At 60.2% G+C, this 21,432-nt stretch carries 22 protein-coding genes and 1 pseudogene; 5 read left to right on the top strand and 18 right to left on the bottom strand.

Annotated elements, in window-relative coordinates; translation table 11 throughout:
- Positions 1-20 precede the first annotated feature (20 nt).
- The 3 genes from GF1_RS14505 to mnmL all read left to right on the top strand — a co-directional run bounded on the left by GF1_RS14505 (position 21) and on the right by mnmL (position 2,906).
- On the top strand, positions 21-1,091 hold the full coding sequence (locus GF1_RS14505; RefSeq protein ID WP_267927267.1) for a hypothetical protein: 1,071 nt from the start codon (positions 21-23) through the stop codon (positions 1,089-1,091).
- Positions 1,092-1,345: 254 nt separating this feature from the next.
- On the top strand, positions 1,346-1,927 hold the full coding sequence (locus GF1_RS14500) for an FmdE family protein (RefSeq protein WP_267927266.1): 582 nt from the start codon (positions 1,346-1,348) through the stop codon (positions 1,925-1,927).
- Positions 1,872-2,906: a tRNA modification radical SAM protein MnmL/YtqA gene (mnmL, locus tag GF1_RS14495; RefSeq protein WP_267927265.1), complete on the top strand. Its 1,035-nt coding sequence runs from the start codon at positions 1,872-1,874 to the stop codon at positions 2,904-2,906. The genes GF1_RS14500 and mnmL overlap by 56 nt, the downstream gene beginning before the upstream one ends.
- Before the next feature lie 12 nt (positions 2,907-2,918).
- Here mnmL and GF1_RS14490 read toward each other — a convergent pair whose 3' ends face one another.
- From GF1_RS14490 to tgt, 3 genes are all read right to left on the bottom strand, one after another.
- Entirely contained in the window at positions 2,919-3,701 is a 783-nt protein-coding gene (locus GF1_RS14490; protein WP_267927264.1) for a fused MFS/spermidine synthase, read from the bottom strand.
- Positions 3,702-3,855: 154 nt separating this feature from the next.
- Positions 3,856-4,200: a preprotein translocase subunit YajC gene (yajC, locus tag GF1_RS14485; protein ID WP_267927263.1), complete on the bottom strand. Its 345-nt coding sequence runs from the start codon at positions 4,198-4,200 to the stop codon at positions 3,856-3,858.
- Between the two features lie 122 nt (positions 4,201-4,322).
- Positions 4,323-5,459 (bottom strand): tRNA guanosine(34) transglycosylase Tgt, encoded by a 1,137-nt coding sequence (gene tgt / locus GF1_RS14480; protein ID WP_267927262.1) that lies wholly within the window; start codon positions 5,457-5,459, stop codon positions 4,323-4,325.
- 331 nt (positions 5,460-5,790) lie between these two features.
- Between tgt and GF1_RS14475 the strand changes: the two genes are divergently transcribed.
- Positions 5,791-7,689: a response regulator gene (locus tag GF1_RS14475; RefSeq protein ID WP_267927261.1), complete on the top strand. Its 1,899-nt coding sequence runs from the start codon at positions 5,791-5,793 to the stop codon at positions 7,687-7,689.
- A gap of 273 nt (positions 7,690-7,962) precedes the next feature.
- Positions 7,963-9,075, top strand: coding sequence for a hypothetical protein (locus GF1_RS14470; protein WP_267927260.1), 1,113 nt, complete (start codon positions 7,963-7,965; stop codon positions 9,073-9,075).
- 68 nt (positions 9,076-9,143) lie between these two features.
- On the opposite strand, the gene GF1_RS14465 is transcribed toward GF1_RS14470, so the two are convergent.
- The 15 genes and pseudogenes from GF1_RS14465 to GF1_RS14395 all read right to left on the bottom strand — a co-directional run bounded on the left by GF1_RS14465 (position 9,144) and on the right by GF1_RS14395 (position 21,418).
- Entirely contained in the window at positions 9,144-9,566 is a 423-nt protein-coding gene (locus GF1_RS14465; RefSeq protein WP_267927259.1) for an FKBP-type peptidyl-prolyl cis-trans isomerase, read from the bottom strand.
- Positions 9,567-9,854: 288 nt separating this feature from the next.
- Positions 9,855-10,967, bottom strand: a complete 1,113-nt coding sequence (gene ald, locus GF1_RS14460) for an alanine dehydrogenase (RefSeq protein WP_267927258.1) — start codon at positions 10,965-10,967, stop codon at positions 9,855-9,857.
- Positions 10,964-12,073: a phosphotransferase enzyme family protein gene (locus GF1_RS14455; protein WP_267927257.1), complete on the bottom strand. Its 1,110-nt coding sequence runs from the start codon at positions 12,071-12,073 to the stop codon at positions 10,964-10,966. Before GF1_RS14455 ends, ald begins: the two co-directional genes overlap by 4 nt.
- On the bottom strand, positions 12,070-12,435 hold the full coding sequence (locus GF1_RS14450; protein WP_267927256.1) for a nucleotide pyrophosphohydrolase: 366 nt from the start codon (positions 12,433-12,435) through the stop codon (positions 12,070-12,072). The genes GF1_RS14455 and GF1_RS14450 overlap by 4 nt, the downstream gene beginning before the upstream one ends.
- 102 nt (positions 12,436-12,537) lie before the next feature.
- Positions 12,538-14,010, bottom strand: a complete 1,473-nt coding sequence (locus tag GF1_RS14445; protein ID WP_267927255.1) for a DegQ family serine endoprotease — start codon at positions 14,008-14,010, stop codon at positions 12,538-12,540.
- A gap of 180 nt (positions 14,011-14,190) precedes the next feature.
- Positions 14,191-15,281: pseudogene (locus GF1_RS14440) on the bottom strand (dihydrolipoyl dehydrogenase family protein).
- Positions 15,239-15,655: an FAD-dependent oxidoreductase gene (locus GF1_RS14435; RefSeq protein ID WP_267927254.1), complete on the bottom strand. Its 417-nt coding sequence runs from the start codon at positions 15,653-15,655 to the stop codon at positions 15,239-15,241. The pseudogene GF1_RS14440 and the gene GF1_RS14435 overlap by 43 nt, the downstream one beginning before the upstream one ends.
- Before the next feature lie 9 nt (positions 15,656-15,664).
- Positions 15,665-16,360 carry a TVP38/TMEM64 family protein gene (locus GF1_RS14430; RefSeq protein ID WP_267927253.1) on the bottom strand — a complete coding sequence of 232 codons (696 nt, stop codon included), beginning with the start codon at positions 16,358-16,360 and terminating at the stop codon, positions 15,665-15,667.
- Positions 16,361-16,438: 78 nt separating this feature from the next.
- Positions 16,439-17,584: a glucokinase gene (locus GF1_RS14425; protein WP_267927252.1), complete on the bottom strand. Its 1,146-nt coding sequence runs from the start codon at positions 17,582-17,584 to the stop codon at positions 16,439-16,441.
- A gap of 49 nt (positions 17,585-17,633) precedes the next feature.
- On the bottom strand, positions 17,634-19,073 hold the full coding sequence (locus tag GF1_RS14420; RefSeq protein ID WP_267927251.1) for a glycosyltransferase family 39 protein: 1,440 nt from the start codon (positions 19,071-19,073) through the stop codon (positions 17,634-17,636).
- Positions 19,057-19,449 (bottom strand): GtrA family protein, encoded by a 393-nt coding sequence (locus tag GF1_RS14415; protein ID WP_267927250.1) that lies wholly within the window; start codon positions 19,447-19,449, stop codon positions 19,057-19,059. The genes GF1_RS14420 and GF1_RS14415 overlap by 17 nt, the downstream gene beginning before the upstream one ends.
- 5 nt (positions 19,450-19,454) lie before the next feature.
- On the bottom strand, positions 19,455-19,805 hold the full coding sequence (locus GF1_RS14410; protein WP_267927249.1) for a hypothetical protein: 351 nt from the start codon (positions 19,803-19,805) through the stop codon (positions 19,455-19,457).
- Entirely contained in the window at positions 19,802-20,374 is a 573-nt protein-coding gene (locus tag GF1_RS14405) for a glycosyltransferase family 2 protein (RefSeq protein WP_267927248.1), read from the bottom strand. The genes GF1_RS14410 and GF1_RS14405 overlap by 4 nt, the downstream gene beginning before the upstream one ends.
- Positions 20,375-20,504: 130 nt before the next feature.
- Positions 20,505-21,140: an HAD hydrolase-like protein gene (locus GF1_RS14400; protein WP_267927247.1), complete on the bottom strand. Its 636-nt coding sequence runs from the start codon at positions 21,138-21,140 to the stop codon at positions 20,505-20,507.
- Positions 21,141-21,232: 92 nt separating this feature from the next.
- Positions 21,233-21,418 (bottom strand): ATP-binding protein, encoded by a 186-nt coding sequence (locus GF1_RS14395; protein ID WP_267927246.1) that lies wholly within the window; start codon positions 21,416-21,418, stop codon positions 21,233-21,235.
- Positions 21,419-21,432 lie beyond the last annotated feature (14 nt).

Genomic DNA, 21,432 nt, shown 5'->3' with positions numbered 1-21,432 from the left:
AAAACGATTGAGCAGCAGCCATGACTTCTTTTCTCAATGTCCCCTTTCTCCCCGATCCGCAGTATGCCTCTTTTCTGGCAGACAATGTCGCGGCCCTGGAATCCATCCATTTCGAACTGCCGGGCAACCACGGCTTTGACAGCCGGGTTCGTTTTGATCACGCGGCGCTTGAGTCCACCCTGGAGCTGCTGGGCACCATCATGGGACCACGGCGCTATGTCCTGCTCAACAGCCGTTTCTATTCACCTGCCCTGTTCACCGACTCAGAAGCCCTGCGCGCCCTGGTGGAGATTCTGGATCACTGTGCTTCCAGGGTCGGCATAGACGGCATCATCTACAGTGACCATTACCTGCTGCAGCTGCTCGCCGATGCCGCGCCCGACCTGGTGGCCCTGCTCGAGGCCGTGCCCAGCGTCAACACCATGCTCGACAGCTTTGCCCGTATCGAGGCCCAGCTGGGTTATATTCGCGAAACCGGGTTCCGCCGGCCGGCAAAGATAATCCTGGATCGTTCCCTGAACCGCGACCTGGACCGGCTGGCCGCCATCGGCCTGCAGCGGGACCAGGAACTGCCGCAGATAGGCCTGGAACTGCTGGCCAATGAGGGCTGCCTGCCCTTTTGTCCCTACAAGTTGTCCCATGACGCCTACATTGCCTTTTCCAATCTCATGGGGCGGGACTGCACCTATCACCTGAACCGGGAACTGGGCTGTCTGCGGCTGGTGGAGCAGCAGCCGCACCGTCTGCTGCAGTCTCCCTTCATCCGCCCGGAGGACACGGACCTCTACCTCTATCACGTGGAATCCATCAAGATTTGCGGCCGGACCCTGGGACCGGAATTTCTGACCAGGACCGTTACCGCCTACATCGAGCACCGCTGGGAGGGTAATCTGCTGGAGCTGCTTGACGCCATGTACCACCTTTCCGACCGGCTTTACGTGGATAACCGCGGGCTGTCGTTCGATTTTGCCAATATCCTCTCCATGTGCGCCCATCAATGCGATGAGTGTGGCTTTTGCAAGGAACTTTTCGAGACCATTTCCCGGCCCCTGCCTCTCGTCCTCCAGGACAGGCGTGTTGCTGTTGATTGACACTGCTGCCGCCTCCAGGTAAGCTGCCTCCCGGGCGCGGTAGGTTTGTTTCTCCTAAATTGAGCGTTTCAGTCTCCTTCCCTTTCCACCGTCCGGCGGTGGCGGGCCCGTCCCTGCGACTGGGCCGCGCTCCATGATAACCCGGCAGGGCTGGAGCGGACATGCGCAGTATCCGGCCACAACCAAACATGAAAATTATCATGGAAACAGGCAGATCATGGTGATTTTCTGTACAACTCTACAGGTTTGCAACTATGGAATCCTTTGAAAAGCTGCTTGAAATATCGACAAAGATCCACGGCCATGTCTGTGCCGGACAGGTGATCGGGGTGCGGATGTCCATGCTTGGGCTCAGGCTGATAGGCATTGATGATCCCAAGGGTAATGACCGCAAGAAGCTCTATGTGGTCGTCGAGATCGACAGGTGCGCCACCGACGCCATCCAGTCGGTTACCGGCTGCAGCCTGGGCAAGCGCTCCATGCGCTGGAAGGATTTCGGGATCATGGCTGCCACTTTTGTCAACCTGGAGACCGGCCGCGCGGTCCGGATCACGGCCAGGGAGGAATCGCGGGAACTGGCGAAGAAATATGCCCCGGCGGTGGGCAACAAGTACCAGCAGCAGCTTGACGCCTACCGGATCATGCCGGAAGAGGAGCTGTTCAAGGTGGAAGAGGTGCGGGTGGAGATCTCCGAATGCGACATGCCGGGCCGGCCGGTACGGCGGGTCCAGTGTGAGGGGTGCGGCGACTGGGTCCAGGACTGCCGGGAGGTGGAGCGCTATGGCCGTATCCTCTGCCGCGCCTGTGCCGGTGAGCGCTATTACGAGCGGTTGTGAGCTGGATGGCGGCGTGACGCGCCAGACCGGGGCCGGCGGAAACACGGAGCCCGTATCCGGCAGCCTGGACTTCCCGGGCCCACTGATCAATACCTTCAGTCGTCATTACCGGTATCGATATGGCCAACCGGTGGGCAAGATCCCCCTCCACACCGGCCATCCCTGTCCCAACCGCGCCCGGGGCGGCTGTATCTTCTGTCTGGCCGACAGCTTCACCCCCAACTATCTCCACGCCGTCGATCCCATCGAAATCCAGATCGCCCGGGGGAGTCGCTATCTGCTCCGCGACCGGTTTCGCCTCTACTTCGGCTACTTTCAGCAGGAAACCTGCACTGCGCTCCCGCTGGACCGGTTGCTGCCCATGCTTGAGCAGGTCCTCGGGGTCGAGGACTGCGTGGGGCTGATCCTCTCCACCCGGCCGGATGCGGTGGCCGACGGACTGGTCCGGGCCCTGGCGGATCTTGCCCGGCAAAGTGGCCGGGAAATCCTGGTGGAGCTTGGCCTGCAGTCCGTCCACGAGCGCAGCCTGCAGCTTCTGAACCGCAACCATGGGGTGGAGTGCTACTTTGAGGCGGCGCACCGCATTCGCTCAGTCGGCCTGGGTCTTGGCGTGCATCTCATCATGGGGATCCCCGGCGAGAGTCGGGCGGATATGATGGCCACGGTCGACACGGTCTGCGCCCATGGGCTCGATGCCATCAAGCTGCACCACCTGCAGGTGATCCGCCACACTCCGCTCCATGCCATGCACCGGGCGGCCCCGATTCCCCTTTTCGACGCCCCGGCCTACATCGAACTGCTGACAGAGATTCTCCCCCGCATACCGCCCGGGGTGGTCATTCACAGGCTCTGGTCCCGTTCCCATCTCCACCTGCTCATCGGACCGCGGTGGGATGTCCCGCCTCCGCGGCTGACCCGCATGCTCCACCGGGCCCTGGCGGAAAAAGGGGTGTACCAGGGAAGCCGGATCTCCTCCTGAAACGGTCGCGGCTTACAGTGGACAGAGCAGGTTGCGCAGCAGGGAGCGATTGGTGCGGCGCAGTTTTTTCAGATATTTGCCCACCGGCAACCCCAGCCGCTCTTCCAGTTCGACCACCCTCTTGCGGGCCCGGCGGATCCGCTGCCTTGGCACAGTGTCTTCAAAGCCCAGCAGAATCAGGTTGCTCCGTTTCCTGACCGGCAGTTCAAGGACCTGGTCCCCGCAACCGCTCCGGACGGCGTTTCTGGCCTTAAGAAAGGGTTTTTTCTCACCGTTCCACAGGTTGACCGCCATGACACCGTCCGGGGCCAGCCGGGCCCGGACCCGAGAGTAGAATTCGGGCTCATAGAGCAGGGGTGACATGTGGTTTGGTTCAAAAATATCCACGAATATCATGTCGTAGAGCGTATCGTCCCGGGCAATATGGGCGTCCGCGTCACCGTGCACTATGGTCAGGGCGGGGTCGTCCGGGAGCAGGAACCAGGAGCGGGCCAGGTCGATGACCTGGAGGGAGCGTTCCACCGCCGTGATCTGGCAGCCCGGGTAGCGGTGCAGCAGGTAGTGGACAATGGCGCCGCCGCCCAGGCCAAGGACCATGAACCGGGATGGTGACGGGGTCAGGAGCAGGCCGGTCATCATCCAGCGGGTGTATTCGAGGACCAGCTGGTGAGGTTCCATGGTGTTGACACAGCTCTGCCGGGCCCCGGTGCCAAAGCGCAGGATACGGATACTGTCCTGGTCGGCCACCACCGTGGGATGGTTGCCGTCATGGGAGCTGTGGACGATACGTTCCATGGAAAGGGTTCAGGGGGTGGCCTGGCAGGAATCCGCAGGCTGATCGGCAGCGGAAGAACCATGAAAAAAGGCCGGGCAACTGCTCTTGGCAGTCGTCCGGCCTCTGGAAACTCTCTTTTTCATGCACGATGAAAAATCAGCAGCCTCCTATGCCTCATCCTCCCTTGGCAGGCGCTTCGGCCTGCTTGCGGGTATCGGCCGCCGAGGCGAGGATGGAGGCGCGGGTGACCTTGATCCGCACGCCATCGGCGATCTCCAGGGTCACGACCGTATCGGTCAGACCGGTGATCTTGCCGAAGATGCCGCCACTGGTGACCACCTCGTCGCCCTTTTTCAGGTTGTTGAGAAAGATCTGATGCTGTTTGGCCTTTTTCTGCTGCGGCCTGATGAGCAGAAAGTAGAAGATCACAAAGATCAGAATAAGGGGTACGAACGAGGCCAGGCCACCGGCCGGTCCGGCTGCCGGGGCTCCGCCCGCGGCATATGCAATTCCTGTCATGGATATATCCTCCGGATACAAGGTTGTTGCTGAAAGTCCGCTGGATACGATAACGGGTCCGGAATGGACTTTCACTGTCTGTTGTGGCTGGTGGCGCGGTGACCGTCCTCCAGCCATGGGGTCTACCTTTCTTCCTGCGGGGTCTCCCGCAGGGCGTAAAAGCTGCTGCGAAATGCTTCGAACCGGTCCTCGGCGATTGCCTGACGCATGTCCGCCATCAGCTGACAGTAATAATGCAGATTATGAATACTGTTGAGCTGATACGCGAGTATCTCCCGGCTGGTGAAAAGATGCCGCAGATACGCCCGTGAATAATGGCGGCAGGTGTAACAGTTGCACGCCTCGTCAACCGGTCGCCTGTCGTCCCGGTAGCAGGAATTTTTTATAACAAGTCTCCCCCGCGAAGTAAAGAGCATTCCGTTTCTGGCATTGCGGGTGGGCATGACGCAGTCAAACATATCCACCCCGCGATAAACGCCTTCCACCAGGTCTTCCGGAGTTCCGACCCCCATGAGATAGACCGGGTACTCCGGGGGCAGGTGGGGAACCGATGCCTCGAGCATCTCCAGCATCAGCTCCTTGGGTTCGCCGACGCTCAGGCCGCCGAGAGCGTAGCCGTCAAAACCGATATCGATGAGTTCCCGGGCCGCTTCCGCCCGCAGATCCGGATACATGCCGCCCTGGACAATGCCGAACAGCAGCTGGCCGGTCCCGGACTGGGCTTCCCGGCAGCGTCGGGCCCATCTGCCGGTGAGAGCCGTGGCCCGGCGCGCCTCGTCGCGGGTGGCCGGGTAGGGAATACAGGTGTCGAGCACCATCATGATGTCCGAGCCCAGGGCCTCCTGGACATGGACCGCATCTTCGGGGCTGAGAAAAAGTTTCGAGCCGTCGAGATGGGAGCGGAAGGCAGCGCCCTCCTCGGTGATGGTGGCCAGGTCGGAAAGGCTGAAAATCTGGAATCCGCCGGAATCGGTGAGGATGGGCCGGTCCCAGTTCATGAATCCGTGCAGGCCGCCAAAGGAGCGGATCAGCTCGTGGCCGGGACGGATGAAGAGATGGTAGGTGTTGCCGAGAATGATCTGGGCCCCCAGCTCCTTGAGATTTTCAGGGGTCACGCCCTTGACCGTGCCCAGGGTTCCCACCGGCATGAAGACCGGGGTTCTGAAGGTACCGTGCAGGGTCCTGACCTCGCCGCAGCGGGCCCGGCACTGGCTGGAGCTGTGCAGAAGGGTGAAGGGAGACTCGGTGACTGTTTGCATGTTGGATCCGTCTGTTTTTTTATGTGGGAGCTCTGTCTGTTTCCCTGACCAGCGTTCTGTTCCAAGGTATCTGGTAGGGCGCAGTATATGGCGCTGTCCCCTGTGTTAGCTGAAAATTTAGCTTGCCACAAGAAGAAAAGCAGGCTTAATCTGCCTCCACCCTTCGGGCCGGGTCCGTAAAGGGAGCTTTTATTTCCATTCTCCTCCCGGTTTCAGGTATCATATAGGTATAGGGGAGAGAAAGAGATCCTGCCGGGCAGGCATCGACTCCGTCATCGGCTGGTCCGGTGCGGGAGTTTCCCTGTCCGGGCAGAATACTTTCGGGATTCCGATGCGTTTTTTAATTTACAGTGGACTGCGCGAGCACCATGAAAGTGAGAGCAGAAGAAGGATTTTTCTGCTTAATACCTTCCTGATTCTCGGCATCATCCTTTTGCTGGTCCTGGGAGCGGTGGCCCTGGTGCAGGATGCGGTGGCCCTTGGCCTGGCGGATTTTGTCATGGCCGTTGTCTATACCGGCCTCTTTCTCTACCTGCGCCAGACCGGGAACGAACCTTTGGTCTCCCGTGTCGGGGTCACCATTGTCGGCATATTTTTCAGTTATCTTTTTTTTATCGGCGGGGTTCATACCACCGCCTTCATGTGGCTCTACACCTTCCCCCTCTTTTCCCTCTATCTTCTGGGACTGCGCCAGGGCATACTGGCTACCAGTCTACTTTTCTGTTATTGCTGCGGTTTCCTCACCTTTGATCTCCTGAGCGATCTGGTGAATGTGTACACCCGGGACTTCGCCATCCGCTTCATCCCTTCTTTCCTGCTGGTCAGTGTCCTGGCCTTTCTGGTGGAGCATAGCCGCTCCGGGGCGTGGGACGCCATGCTGGAAAAACAACGCGTTCTTTCCGACACCGTTGACCAGTTGCGCAGGAAGGAGGCTGAGCTGGAAGAGATCCGCGACCAGCTGGAGATCCGGGTTGCCCTGAGGACCGATGAGCTGGAGCGGGCCAATGCTCACCTGCGGATCGAGATAGAGGAACGGAAATGGGCCGAGGAGGAGCGGATGCGGCTGGAGGCCGAACTGCTGCGGGCCAAGCAGATGGAACTGCTGGGGCGGTTGGCCGGCGGGGTGGCCCATGATCTCAACAATGTTCTTTCCGGTATTGTCAGCTATCCGGACCTGCTGCTTCTCGAACTGCCGCCGGAGAGCGAGATGCGGGTGCCGCTGCAGAATATCAAGCGGGCCGGTGAGCGGGCCGCGGCCATTGTCCAGGATCTCCTGACCCTGGCCCGCCGGGGGATCTCGGTCAAGGAGCAGGTGCAGCTCAATGAAATCGTCAGGAGCTATCTCCAGAGCCCGGAGTTCATCGCCCTTAAGCAGGAATATCCCAAAGTACGGGTGGAAACCAGGCTCGCCGGAGATTTGCAGACTGTCATCGGTTCGCCGCTGCACCTGGAAAAGGCGGTGATGAATCTCCTGGTGAACGCCTTTGAGGCCATCGAGCAGGAGGGCACCGTGGTGGTGACCACCGAAAATCGGTGGCTCGATTCATCGCGGCAGGGGTATGACACCATTATTCCCGGAAACTACGTGGTCCTGACGGTCACAGATACCGGGGTGGGTATCTCCAGAGAAAACCTGGAAAAGATTTTTGAGCCGTTCTACACCAGCAAGATCATGGGACGCAGCGGCACCGGGCTGGGCATGACCGTGGTCTGGGGGACGGTCAAGGATCATGGCGGCTACCTGGATGTGGAGAGTGTTCGGGGCCGGGGCACGGCCATCGCCGTGTTCCTGCCGGCCGCAGAAGCCGGGGAAAGGGAACAGGCCCGTGAGGCCGGTGGAGCCCGGCGGATCGAACATGGCAGCGGCGAGCGGATTCTTCTGGTCGACGATGCGCCGGAACAACGCTCCCTTGGCAACAGCATTCTGACCACCCTGGGCTACCGGGTGGAGACGGTCGCCAGCGGCGAAGAGGCGGTGGCGGCCCTGCAGGGGGGAATGGAGGTGGATCTTGTCCTGCTGGATATGATCATGGAGCCGGGAATGGATGGCCTGGATACCTACCGGAAAATCCGCCAGCTGCACCCGGACCAGAAGGTGATCATCGTCTCCGGCTATTCCGAGACCGACCGGGTGCGGGAAGCCCTGGAGCTGGGAGTCCGCAGTTACCTGAAAAAGCCCTATACCCTCGAGGAGATAGCCGGCGCTATTGGTCGGGAGCTTGATGGATAAGTTATAGGTTAAAAATTTAGTACAGATCCAGGTTCGGCAGAGGCCGCGTTATCGCAGGATGACGCGGCCTTTTTTTGTTTTTACGGCCTGTTTTTCCGGAAACCAGGCCGCAAAATAACCAAAAAGTAATTCTTGTGTAATTAATTTTGAACAAACAGATAATCAATATCTTACCAGCGACCGATAAAAAAAGAATCGAGACTGTTTGCTGCCTTGTTCAAGCCACTGGAGGGGTGAGGCGGCCAAGCGAGAACAAAGATAAAGGAGGACACCATGAAAAGATACCTGCGCCAGTTTGTTTTTCTGGTCTACGGCCTGCTCCTGCGCTGGCCGCTCTGGCTGCTGATCTGGGCCCTTGGCCTGACTGGAATGATCAAAACCCTGTTCCTCGTCTACCCCACCGACGATACCGAGTGTAATGAACTTTGCCCCAACATTTCCTGGTTGAGGCGGTTTTTTTCCGCTCGGCCCACCCCGGCCGGCCTTATCATGGACGGTTGGCTGCCGGTGGGGATCTATTTCGTTATTCCTGATCCGCCCATGCAGCTTATGCTCAGGAAAAACCGGCACAAGGCCGAGGCCATACTCCGGCGGATGTTGTGGATCAAGAAACTTACAGGTGCCCGGGCTATCGGACTGGCCGGACAGTTAGGGCCTATCTTTGAAAAACGGCATAACATTCCCATTGAACCGCCCATTTACAGTTCCACCATGGGTAATATTTTCAGCATTCAGGAGGCGGTCAATCACATGGCGGCCAGGGGCCAGCGCCGACCCTGGCAGGTTTCGGTGGCTATCCTTGGCGGAGGAGAACTGGGAGAGCTGCTGGAGAGCAATCTTGGTGCGGACGGCTATCGGACCGTGATGGTCGATGTCCGCTATACCCGCAGGGACGATGTGAGGCTGGTGGATGAACAGGAGGCCGATCGTCGTTTGCAGGAGGTGGATTTTGTTGTCAATCTCCTGCCCAGGGGCCGGGATTTCATGGCCTGTCGACTCCACCGACGGATTCCGGAAAACGCCGTTATTATCGATTTTTCCCGGCCAGCTATCCCGGCGGGTGACCTGGAGCAGACAGTGGTCATGGGCAACCGGGTGCATCGCCGGGGGATGCAATTCTTCATGGAACTGCCCGGCGGCTGGCAGCGGCATGAACTGCCGGCCTGTTCCATACCGTCCCTGCTGGCCTCCCTGGGAGGTTATACGGTTAAAACCATGGAAGATTTCCGGCTGGCGGCCAGGCAGATGGCCTTCGGCACGGCCCTGGCGGCGCGGCCGGTACCGTTTTCCGAGGTTCTCAGAAACCGGTGGCGTGGCTTTGCCGGCGAGCTGAGCCTTGGCCGGCTGCTGCTCTTTGTCCGTAAATCTCTGCGCAGCGCCACCTGATTCCCTGCCGCGAAGAATTTTGTTCCCTGCCCCGGCTCCGGGACAGGGAACAGGCCCTGGCGGTCGTATTACCGGACGTCGATAATCTTGACCTCGAAATGGAGAGTCTTGCCGGCCAGGGGATGATTGAAGTCGACGATGGCGGTCTCGTCCCTGAGCTCGGCCACCACCCCTTCCACGGTCTGTCCGTCCGGGCCTTCGGCCCGGAGCTGGGCACCAACTTCCCACGCCTCGGGCGGCAGATGGTCCCGGGGAACCTCCACCAGTGCCTCCGGATTGGTCGGGCCATAGGCATCTTCAGGACCAATGGTGGTGGTCATGCTCTCGCCGGCCGCCATTCCTTCCACGGCTTTTTCCAGGCCCGGAATGATTTCGCCCGCACCCTGGGTGTAGGTCAGCGGCTCCTGGCCGACGTTGGTGTCAATGGTTTCGTTGGTGTCCAGGGTTACTGTGTATTCGATGGATACCTGTTTTCCTTCGCTGATGTTCATCTACTGCTCCGTTTGTATGGATTTTTTTTTGATATGGGATTGAACAATGATGCCTGTTCGGCCCGGGCCTGCAAAGAATCGGGCTGGCAGTTGTACGTACAGGCTGACTCGAAGGGAAAGGCTGGATTCGGATACAGATGAACCGGAGTACAAGCAGCGGGAATCGGCTTCCAGGCGGGAGACGAAAGGCAATGTAACCTTATAGCCCGAGTGCACGGATAATGCAACAGGAGTATGGGGCGAACAGACTGTTTTTCCATTGAAGTCCGCTCCGCCCGGTACCCGGGGTCAGAGAAGCTCTTCCAGGGGAACGTATTCGAGCCCAAAGGTCTCGGCCACATTTTTGTAGGTGATCCGGCCCAGCACCACGTTGGCGCCCCGGGCAATTTCAGGGCTCTCCCGCATGGCCTGCTGCCAGCCCTTGTCGGCTAGCTGCACAGCATAGGGCAGGGTGGCGTTGGTCAGGGCCTGGGTAGAGGTCTTGGGTACCGCGCCGGGCATGTTGGAAACACAGTAATGGATGATGCCGTCCACCTTGAAGACCGGGTTGCGGTGGGTGGTGGGGTGGGATGTTTCGAAACAGCCGCCCTGGTCAATGGCCACATCCACCATCACCGCCCCGGGCTTCATGGTGGCCAGCATGTCCCTGGTCACCAGTTTCGGGGTCTTGGCCCCGGGGATCAGGACCGCACCTATGACCACGTCGGACCGCTGGATCAGGTCGCGGACCGCCGCCGGGCTTGACATGAGCGGAAAACAGTTTCTGGGCATGATGTCGGAGAGATATCTGAGCCGGTCAATATTGGTGTCCAGGATGGTCACCTTGGCGCCCAGGCCGCAGGCTACCCGGGCCGCGTTCACACCCACCACTCCGCCGCCGATGATCAGCACGTTACCCGGGTCCACCCCGGGGACCCCCCCGAGCAGGACCCCGAGTCCGCCATGGGCCATTTCCAGGTACTTGGCCCCCTCCTGGACCGACATGCGCCCGGCCACTTCGCTCATGGGAGTGAGCAGGGGCAGGGAGCCATCGTCCTTTTGAATGGTTTCATAGGCGATGCAGACCGCGCCGCTGTCCATCAGGGCCCGGGTCAGGTCCTCGCTGGCCGCCAGGTGCAGGTAGGTAAAGAGGATCTGGCCCCGGCGCAGCAGCGGGTATTCCGAGGGCTGCGGCTCCTTGACATGCATGATCATATCGGCCCGGCGATAGATCTCCTCCGGGGTGTCAACGATCTGCGCCCCGTGGGCAACGTATTCCTCGTTGGTGAAGGCGGAGCCAATGCCGCCGTTTTTTTCCACCAGGATTTCGTGCCCGGCCTGGTGGAGGATTTCCACCCCGGCAGGCGTCATGGATACCCGGTACTCGTCGGTCTTGATCTCTTTGAGGATGCCGATAATCATGGGAGGCTCCCGAGTGCGGAGGACTGGGGGATGCAGGACGCCGACAGGGAGGCCACGCACTCCCGCAGGTCCTGTTCCTGCTCTTCCATGGACCGGACCAGGGCGAACTGGATCCTGGCCCGCAGCAGGTTCTGTTGCTCGTATTGTACCTTGAAATAGCGGTTTCCCGCCAGATGATCTGTAAAAAAACGGATACCCAGTTCAAAGGCCAGCACCCGGGCACTGGCCACAAGGTGCTCGCGGTCGCCCGGTTGCAGCAGGGAGCCGGCCCGGGCGAAATATCCCTCCAGTACACCGCGAAATATCTGCCGGTCAAAGAGGGCCATTTCCGGGTCGTTCACCTCCTCGCCCGCCCTGTTGCAGGCGGACCGGAGACAGTCGCCCAGGTCATGGAGCAGCAGGCCCGGACGGACCGTGTCCAGGTCGATGAGGCTGACCACGGTGTCCGAGTCTTCGGCAAAGAGAAAGTTGGCCACCTTGGGATCACCGTGGACCACCTGGCGGCTGAGCTTGCCCTGCCGGTCGGCGGAGTCCAGGACAGTGGCGAGTTCGCTCCTGGCCTCTATGAAGCGCTGGCAATCCTTCTCTGGACGGTTTTTCAGCTCCGAGCGGGCCAGGCGGGCATGGTATCGGGCAAGAATGGCCGGCGTGTCGTGGAAGCCGGGCAGGGGATCGGTCAACAGATGGGGATCCAGATCGGCAAGACCCCGGTGGAAGAGACCAAGCATCCGGCCGATCTCCCGGGCCTGGTCTTTGTTGTGCAGGCTGTTCAGACACCTGGTGTGGCCTATATAGGTGAGCAGACGCCAGCAGGAGCCGTCGGTATCGACCACCCCGTACTTCCCTTCAGGGGTAGGGACCATGGTACAGACCGCAGCCAGGCCGTGGAACCGCTCACGGAGATGGGTGGTGACCAGCCGCATGTTCCTGATAACACCTTCCGGCTCCGTAAATACCACCGGGTTGAGCCGCTGCAGGATCCGCTTCTCTCCGCCCGTCAGTTGCAGCAGCCAGGTATCATTGATGTTGCCGCTGCCCAGGGGTTCCAGGATGTCGACCTGGTCGGGAGAGACAAAACAACCCGCAGCCTCCCGCGGGGTCATCATGGATCGGTCTCCGGTCTGGCGGCCATGTCGGCCCGGCCGCGAACCAGCCTGGCCGGATATTTTCTGGCGTTGAGGACCATCTTTCGCCCGGCCGCCTCCAGCAGGTCGATGTCCAGCCGGTCGGCCAGCCGTACCAGGTAGATCAGCACATCGGCCATTTCCAGGGCTACCGCCTCCCGGCGCTGCGGGTCAGGATCCATGCTTTCTTCCGGCGAGAGCCACTGGAACTGTTCCACCAGTTCGGCCGCTTCGACGATCAGGGCCATGGCCAGGTTCTTGGGGGTGTGAAACTGGTCCCAGTCCCGGCGGGCCGAGAAGTCGCGCAGGGCCTGTTTCAGTTCGTCAATAGTGTGTATTTCCATACCGTTTCCTTAACGGTGCCCATCTGGTGGCAGGCAGGCCCGTCACTGGTTGAAAAAAAAAGCGGCGCCGGTAACCGGCGCCGCTTTTGCTGGCAGGAGGAATTATTCCGCCCGCAGGACCACATACTGGCTGTATTCACCAGCGCGGATCCGCAGGAGAATCTGTTTGGAGGAGCGGGACCGTTTCAGGGCCTTTTTCAGCTCCCTGATGTTGTGAACCCGGACCTTGTTCACCTCTTCGATGAGCTGGCCCGGCTGGAGGCCGGCCCGGTCTGCCGGACTGTCCGGCGCCACGTCGGCGATCAGGATACCCTGGCCCTTCTCGTAGCCGAACTGTTCGGCCAGCATATCGTTCAGGTTCTGCAGGGTCAGGCCCATGTCCTTGAGCACGGTGTCCCCGGCCGGACCCCTGGAGGCGATACTGCCGAAGTCAGAGGGCTGTTCACCAATGGTCACCTGGAGGCTCTTTTCCCGGCCATCCCGGACAATGGTCAGGGTCACCTCGCTGCCGGGAGCGGTGAGGGCGATGCGGTTGCGCAGCTCAGCCACGTCCTTGATTTTCTTTCCGTCCAGGGCAATGATCACGTCTCCCTGCTGCAGGCCGGCTTTGGCCGCCGGAGACTTCTCGGTCACCTCGGAGATCAGGACACCGCTGGCAGTTTTCAGGTCAAAGGATTTTGCCAGGTCTTCATTGACATCCTGGATAACCACGCCCAGCCAGCCGCGGATGACCTTGCCACTCTTCTGCAGCTGCTTTTCAATGGCCTTGGCCATGTTGATTGGAATGGCGAAACCAATGCCCATGTAGCCGCCGGAGCGGGAGAATATGGCGGTGTTGATACCGACGGCCTCACCGTAGATGTTGAGCAGTGGGCCACCGGAATTGCCGGGGTTGATAGCGGCATCGGTCTGGATGAAGTTTTCGTAATCGTTGAGGCCTATGCCGGAGCGGCCCTTGGCGCTGACCACACCCACGGTAACGGTCTGGCTGAGCTCGAAGGGGCTGCCGATGGCGATAACCCATTCACCCACCTCCAGCCTGTCAGAATCACCCAGGGGCAGGACCGGCAGGTTTTCGCCGTCGATCTTGATCAGGGCCACGTCCGACTGTGGATCCGTACCTATGATCCTGGCCTTGAACTCCTGTTTGTCCGCCATGCGGACGGTGATATTGTCGGCGTCCTGGACCACGTGATTATTGGTCAGGATATAGCCGTCGCTGGAGATGATGAATCCCGAGCCTGCGGCCTGCTGCTTGAATTTGCGCTGCCGGGGCTGGGGATGACGGAACTGGGGACCGAAGAACCGCTCGAAGAAGGGATCGTTGAAGAAATCAAACGGGTTGGGTCCCTGGGGACCGCCCTGCTGGCCCTGGACCGTTTTTTCCACCCGGACATGCACCACCGCCGGGGCGGCCTTTTTCACCACCGCGGCAAAGGCCTTGGCCGAGCGGGCAAGCATTTCGATATCGCTGTTGTTATTCTCTGCCAGCACGGGGCCGGAGAGCAGAAGGGAAAAACAGAGGAAGAGAGCGGCGATGACGCGCATTCTCGGGCGCTGCTGTCGTATTCTCATGATGTGCTCCATTGGCTATCGGTTTATGGGTTGACCTGATCCATGGATGACGGTGCACCACTATCCGCAGATGGCAGATCTTCAGGTATTCGTTCCACGCAGCTCATACAATTATACTTAGCGATAAGGCCGTCAAGACCATTGCATAAATGTAATCTTGGCTCCTGGGGCCGGTTCCTGTCAGTCTTTTTCCGGGACAGGGGAAACGGCCGGACCGCGGAATCGGAAAAGAAACCGCAGCCCCTTTCGTACCCGGTTGGAAAAGAGTTTCGGGCCAAGCACCGAGCCGGCCACCTGTTTGCTGATCTCGGCCAGGGTGGGATAGGGATGGACTGTGGAGGCCAGGGTGGAGAGTTTGATACGACCGCCGACCATGGCCGCCCACTCACCGATCAGGTCTCCGGCCCTGGGCCCGGCTATCTGCACCCCGAGGATCCTTTCTCTGCTGTCCAGAACCAGCTTGAGACTGCCCGGGTGCGTGCCTCGGTAACAGCCCGGTCATTGGCCTGGAAATCTTCGCGCCAGACGCGCACCTCGATCCCGGCCTTGGCAGCGCTTTTTTCGTTCATGCCGATGGAGGCCAGCTCGGGATCCGTGTATGTACACCATGGCATCCAGGTGTAATCGGCCTTCCGCGGCAGGTGAAAGATGGCATTGGCCACCACGATCCCACCCTCGTAGCCGGCGGCATGGGTAAACTGAAAGCGGCCATTGATATCGCCCGGGGCATAGATGTGGTGAAGGCTGGTGCGCATCCGGTTATCCACGGCCAGAAAACCGCCCGTACGTTCCATGCCGAGGGATTCAAGGCCAAGGCCGGTCAGATTGCCGGTTCGTCCCTGGGCCAGCAGCACGGCGTCCCCCCGCAGTTCCATGGTTCTGCCATCTCCGGAGACCACGGTGATGATTTTCTCGTCACCCTCCTGCCGGGCATCGGTGACCGTGGTGTTGAGGAAAAATTTCACCCCTTCGTCTGCCATGGCCGCCATGACCGTGTCCGCCATGTCCGCATCTTCCCGGGAGAGGATCTGGCCTGAGCGCTGTACCAGCAGGACCCGGCTGCCGAGGCGGTTGAAGGCCTGGGCCATCTCCACTGCAATGGGCCCTCCGCCGAGCACGATGAAGGTGGCAGGCAGCCGCTCCAGGGAAAAGATATCCCGGTTGGTGAGACAGTCGATGTTTTCCAGGGCCTCCAGCCTTGGCGGGGCCGATGACGAGCCGGTGGCGATCACCCACGTTTTGGCCGAAATCCTCCGGTCGCTGACCCGCACGCTGTGCTCATCGAGAAATTCGGCCTGGCCTGAGAGCACCGTGGCCCGAGGCCGCGGAACCGTTCCACGCTGTCATGGATCCCGATGGTGGCTATCACGTCCCGGATGCGGGCCGCCACCCGGGAAAAATCCACCGGGCCGATCTCTGCGCCGGGCAGGCCGTGGAGCTCTGTCTGCCGGACGGTGTGATAGACATGGGCCGTCCGGATCAGGGTCTTGCTGGGAACGCAGCCGTAATGCAGGCAGTCGCCACCCAGCAGAGGTTCCCTTTCGATAAGCAGGGTGCGGGCGCCGAGCCGCGCCGCGCCGGCGGTGACAGTCAATCCGGCGGCCCCGCCGCCGATGATACCGATGTCATAATCAAACTTAGCCATGGAGGCACCTCATGGCCGAACCCGGTGTCGACGGTACAGGTCCAGCAGCTTGCGAGTGGTTATGGGCAAAAGGCCCAGGAGAGCAAAGGAGATCAGCAGACCCGGGGAGAGGATATCCGCTGGTGACTGGATTTGGGCGAGCTGCCGACCCGCATTGACATAGACGATGGTCGCCGGCAGCATGCCGAGCTGGGAGACGAGATAGAAGGTGGTGAGCCGGATAGAGGTCAGGCCCATGGCCAGGTTGATGAGGAAAAAGGGAAAGACCGGGACCAGGCGCAGGGAGAATAGATAGAGGGCACCCTCCCGGGCCATGCCTTCGTTTATTGTCCGCAGCTTGTCCCCGAACCGTTCCTGGACCCAGTCCCGCAGCAGGTACCGGGCCGCCAGACAGGCCAGGGTCGCGCCGATGGTCGAGGCAAAGGAGACCACGATGGTGCCGGTGACCAGGCCGAACATGGCCCCGCCGGCCAGGGTCAGGATCACGGCCCCGGGCAGGGACAGTCCGGTGGCCACGATATAGACGATCATGTAGGCAATGATCATGATGCCCCGGTGGCGGGCGACCAGAACGGTGAGCTCCCCTTGCCTGGCTTTGAGCATGTCCAGGGTGAGGTACTGATCCAGTTCCAGGAGATAGAACAGGACCGACAGGGCCAGGGCCGTGCCGGCAAGAGCGATTTTATAGACCGTACGACGCTGCATAGCGGGATGAGGAACGTGGAAGGAAGCGATGGTCTGCCCTGATGGGTGCCCATCGCAGAAAATGTCTGGTTACCTGGTTCAGGAGCTTTTTTCCCGGAGCAGGGCCCGGGCCCGGGAAGCGGCGCCGAGCAGGCCGGTTTTCGGGTTCAGGATAACATGGATCGGGACCGCGGTCAGCAGGTCACGGTAGACCCCGCGGGCAAAACGGTCCAGGAACCGGTCCGGCTTGAGAAAGGGGAGAATCCGGGGCGGCATGCCGCCGCCGATATAGATCCCGCCCCAGCAGAGCACCTTGAGTGTCAGGTTGGCAGCCTCGGCGGCCAGGATGTCCCAGAAGAGTTCGAGGGCCCTGACTGCCAGGTCGCTGCCGCCCTCCCGTCCCTCCAGGCTGCGGCGGGCGGCCTGGACAATGGCCGCTGTCGGGTCTAGGTCCGGATCCTGGAATGAAAGCAGCCGTTCGCCGGCGCCGGTGTGGCTGTCGAGAAAATCATAGAGCATCGGAATGGCCCGGCCGGAGCAGACATCCTCGACGCTGACATGCGCTTTTCGCTGCCTGAGGTATCGCAGCAGCTCGATCTGCAATTCGTCGCGCGGGGCGAAGTCCACGTGCCCCCCTTCGGATCCGCACGGCAGTGGGACAGCTCGACTGTTCGACGGTGGGACAGCTCGACTGTTCGACGGTGGGACAGCTTGACTGTCCGACAGGGGGCCGGCGGGCAGGCGGAGGATGAAGGCCTCGCCCAGGCCGGTACCCGGGGCGAGCACGCCTATGGCACCGGCAGGGTCTGCCTGGCCACGGTTTATGGGCTTGAGATCCCGGGACGGCAGCTCCAGGGTACCCAGGGCCATGGCCACCAGGTCGTTGATCAGCGCCACCTGCCTGATAGTAAACCGGTCCTGGAGCCTGACTGCGTCCAGGGTCCAGCCAAGGTTGGTCATCCGCACCCGGTTGTCCCGGATGGGTCCGGCTACCCCGAAACAGGCGGCCCGGGGCTTTTCCGGCTCCAGAGAGAGAAAATCATCGATAATGGCCTCCAGGCAGTTCCACTCCTGGTTGCGATATTTCTGTTCCCGGACTGTCACTAGACCCGATTCCGTTTCCCGACACAGGCAGAGATCCGACTTGGTCGCGCCGATATCACCGGCCAGGACGAGAGGACCAGACGCGGCGACGGCGACGGCTTCTTTCGCACTCGGCGATCTGACAGCGGGCGGGGGCTTCATTGCGGGCCTGCGAACATGGGCTGATGATGTGTCATGGCCGGGAACGCTCTCATTTCAGGTCTCTGCAGACCAGGTAGTGCGGCCTGTAGAGCAGTTTGCGGGAGAATTTGAAAGGAATGCTCTCCTTGTATTCCACGCACTGGTAGCTCTCCGGGTCCAGGGCTTCCGGGGCCAGCGTCGGCTTGTGGTTGTGCCAGGCCAGGAGGATCGTTTCCGCTTTGGGAGGCGGTCCCATGGGCAGGGCGGGCGTACGGACTTTGGCCTGGGGAAAGAAGAGACGCAGGTTGCCGCCGATGAACATGTCCTCGGCAACGATCAGCTGCGGTTTGATTCCCCGGCTTTGAATCCGCTGGGCAAGCTGCCTGAAGGGATAATTTTCCCGGTGCGGTTTCCCTGTGAGATCGATGGTTACCAGCCGCAGCGGGATGATCAGGAGAACCAGGGACATGAAGAGTGCCGCAGTGGCTGCAAGTTTTGCCGCCCTGGTGCGCAGGGCTGACTCGTGGACATGGAGCAGGCACCAGAGGGGAAAGAAGAAGAGATAGGGCTGCAGCCATCGCTCCTTGATGTTTGAGATGCCGCTGGCCATGATGATGAGGACAAGGAGGACCACGATCCAGATCAGGATAGAGCCGAGGATTTTGCTCTGCGGGTAGCGGGTGGGGCCCAGGCCCCTGCGAAACAGGAGCAGGAAGATGAGCCAGAAGGGACTGACAAAGGCCAGGCTGACCTTGAGCAGATCGGCCATGCCGCGGAGCCGGTCCTGGACCGGGTGGCCGATATCGTCCATGTTCATCCGCTGGATGGTCTCGCCGGTGGCCAGGCCGGTGTGCTGGATGAACCAGAGGGTGTGGGGCAGGGTGATAAGTACGATTGGACCGAGGGCCAGAAAGACCTTCCGGGTCAGGATTCTGGGCCGCAGTTCGGCATGGAACAGGCAGGTGAGGCCCATGGCCAGGAGCAGGAGGAGGAAGTTGTACTTGAACAGCAGTCCGCAGCCGGAGACCATGCCGAAGAGCAGGTAATCCACTGCCCTGCCATGGTTGATCAGGCGCAGGAAAAAATAGAGGGCCGCCGCTGCGGTCGTGGTGACCGCGGCCGAGTGGATCTGGTCGATCTGGGCCACCCAGGCGATCTGAAAGAGCAGGATCAGGGAAAGCGCCGACAGGGCGGCCACCAGCCTGTCCCGGCTGATCATTCTGGCGCTTAGCCAGGTGAAGAGATAGAGCAGGTAGAGAAAAAGGTTCTTGAGCAGGGCAATGGCCAGGATCGACTGACCGAAGATCCTGAAGAACAGGATCTGGATCCAGGTGTAGAGCGGCGGCTGGGCATTATAGCCCAGGCTGAAATACTGGGATACCAGCATCTGCTCCGATTCGTCGATGGTGAGGGTGTTGTTGCTCAGGAGGCGCAGAAACAGGTGGGCGAGAAAATAGAGACCGATGAAAAGGGGAAATCGCTGGAGGATGAAATCAGTAATTGGACGCAACAGACCGCTCCTTTGTGTCACCAAAAGCGATTTTCTTTGTTTCGTAGTTGTAGAAAAAGATGATGGCCGTACTGATGATCTTGGCCATGACCGGTTGCTGGCGCATGACCGGAATGTGGATCAGTATATAGATGAACAGGGTACCCAGACCGATCCCGCCCAGGGAAAACAGCACCGAGAGAATGAAGGAAACCGGTATGGACCTGGAGGCCTCGAAGACAAAGCGGCGCTGGATGACATAGTTGGTCACCATTCCGGCCCCGGCGCTGATCAGGTTGGCGACCGGCGGAAAGAGAAAGGTGGACAGCACGGTATAGATGGTGAAGTCGACGCCGGTGCCGATGCTGGAAGATGTGAAAAATTTAATGAGTTTCAAGGTTATTATTTGCGTATGGAATAGTTCTGGATGTTATCGCGTTCACGGTTGTGGACAATGAGTTCCGCCACCAGCCCAATGGTGAAGATCTGTATACCGGTTCCCAGCAGAAAGATGGATATGCTGAAAAGCGGGCTGGTACCGATTGACTGGCCGTGAATCCAGCGTCCAAAGAAGAGATAACAGAATATCGCCACCCCGCTTCCGAAAAAGACCGTGCTGATGCCGCCGAGAAAGTGGATGGGCCGCGTCAGGTAGTTGGTTATGAAAACCACGGTCAACAGGTCGAAAAAGCCGCGGAAATATCGCTCCAGGCCGAATTTGGAGCGGCCGAACCGGCGGGCATGGTGCTTCACCGGGATCTCCGCCACCCGGAAACCCTTCTTGTGGGCCAGGAAGGGATAAAGCGGTGCAGTTCACCGTACAGGCGAATTTCCTTGATCACTTCCCGGCGGTAACACTTGAAGCCGCAGTTGTAGTCCCGCAGGTTGAGGCCGCTCATCCTGGAGGTAATGGCGTTGAACAGTTTGGAGGGCAGCCGTTTCTCCAGCGGATCCTTGCGCTTCACCTTCCAGCCGGTCACCAGGTCATATCCTTCGTCCAGCTTGGCCAGAAACCTGGGTATCTCCTCGGGGTCATCCTGCAGATCGCCGTCCATGGTAAAGATGATCTCTCCCCTGGAGGCCTGGAAACCGGCGTTGAGGGTCGCTGATTTACCGAAATTCTTGCGAAAGAAGATGGCCCGGATTGCCGGGCTGCTGGTCTCTTTTTCCCGGATGAGCTCGGTGGAACCGTCGGTGCTGCCATCATCGACGAACAGGATCTCATACTCCTGCTCCAGTCCTTTCATTACCCGCTCTATATCGCGCTGCAGGGGATCTATTGAATCCTTTTCGTTATATATCGGAATGATAACAGAGATCATGACGCGCCTCGTTACGCTCAGGACGGGTTGTGGTGTCCGGCATGGACCAGAAGTGGAACCGGGAGGAGTTCATCCCGCCGGACCACAGGGTCCGATAAGCAGACAAAAATAGTCCTTTTAGGTCAAAATGTCATGAAAAATGAATGTTTTTCAGGTCGTGCGGCAGCCGGGCAAAGAGGCTGGGGAGGCACTGTTCCAGTTCTTCCGCCGAACCGTAGCCCCAGAGCACCCCGACGGACCGCAGGCCGTTATCCGTTGCCGCAAGGATGTCGTAACACCGATCGCCGATCATCCAGGTATAATCGCTACAGAGGTTGTTTTCAAGCAGGCGGGCAACCAGGCGGGACTTGGTCGCGGCAAGGTCGGCGCCAAACACCCCGGCAAAGTAGGGGCTGAGCTGGAAATGTTCCAGGATCATGCTGGCGATGTCGGTGCGCTTGGCCGTGCAGACCGCCATGGTATAGCCCTTGCTCCGCAGTCCCTGCAGGACCTCGTGAACGCCGCCGTAGACCATATTCTCTCTCCAGCCGGTGGCGACATACCGCTTGCGGAACGCGGCCACTGCCTGGGCTATCACGGTCTCGTCGCTGCCGGGCAAGAGCGTCTCGAAAGCCTGTTCCAGGGGCGGGCCGATGAACTGCTCCAGTTCCTCGCCTGGCAGTTCCGGCCGGCCAAGGGCGCGCAGAGCATGGTTGAAACTGCGGACTATACCGGTTCGAGGATCGCACAGGGTGCCATCCAGATCAAAAAGGAGATCAATATGCATGGGAAACAGGTTCCAGGGTTATGGGAGCACCACAGCCGGTGTCAGCTCTGCCGGTGCCTGGTGCAGGGGGACGAAGAGAAGAGCAACTCCCGCTACCGGGCCTCGATATGGCAGGCATCCTGCTCACAGAGCGCCTCGCAGGTATGGCAGCCGTGGCAGTCGTCCATCCGGACCGGCCTGGCCAGGTTATCCACCATCTCGTATACTTCGCCGGGGCAGGCGTCCACACAGGTTCCGCAGCCCTGACATCTGTCGTTATCCACTGTGACCTTCCACATACCGATTTTTCCTG

This window comes from Desulfolithobacter dissulfuricans, assembly GCF_025998535.1.
Lineage (GTDB): Bacteria > Desulfobacterota > Desulfobulbia > Desulfobulbales > Desulfobulbaceae > Desulfolithobacter > Desulfolithobacter dissulfuricans.
The sequence above is the reverse complement of the archived record's forward strand: the minus strand, read 5'-3'. Positions and strand labels throughout refer to the sequence as shown.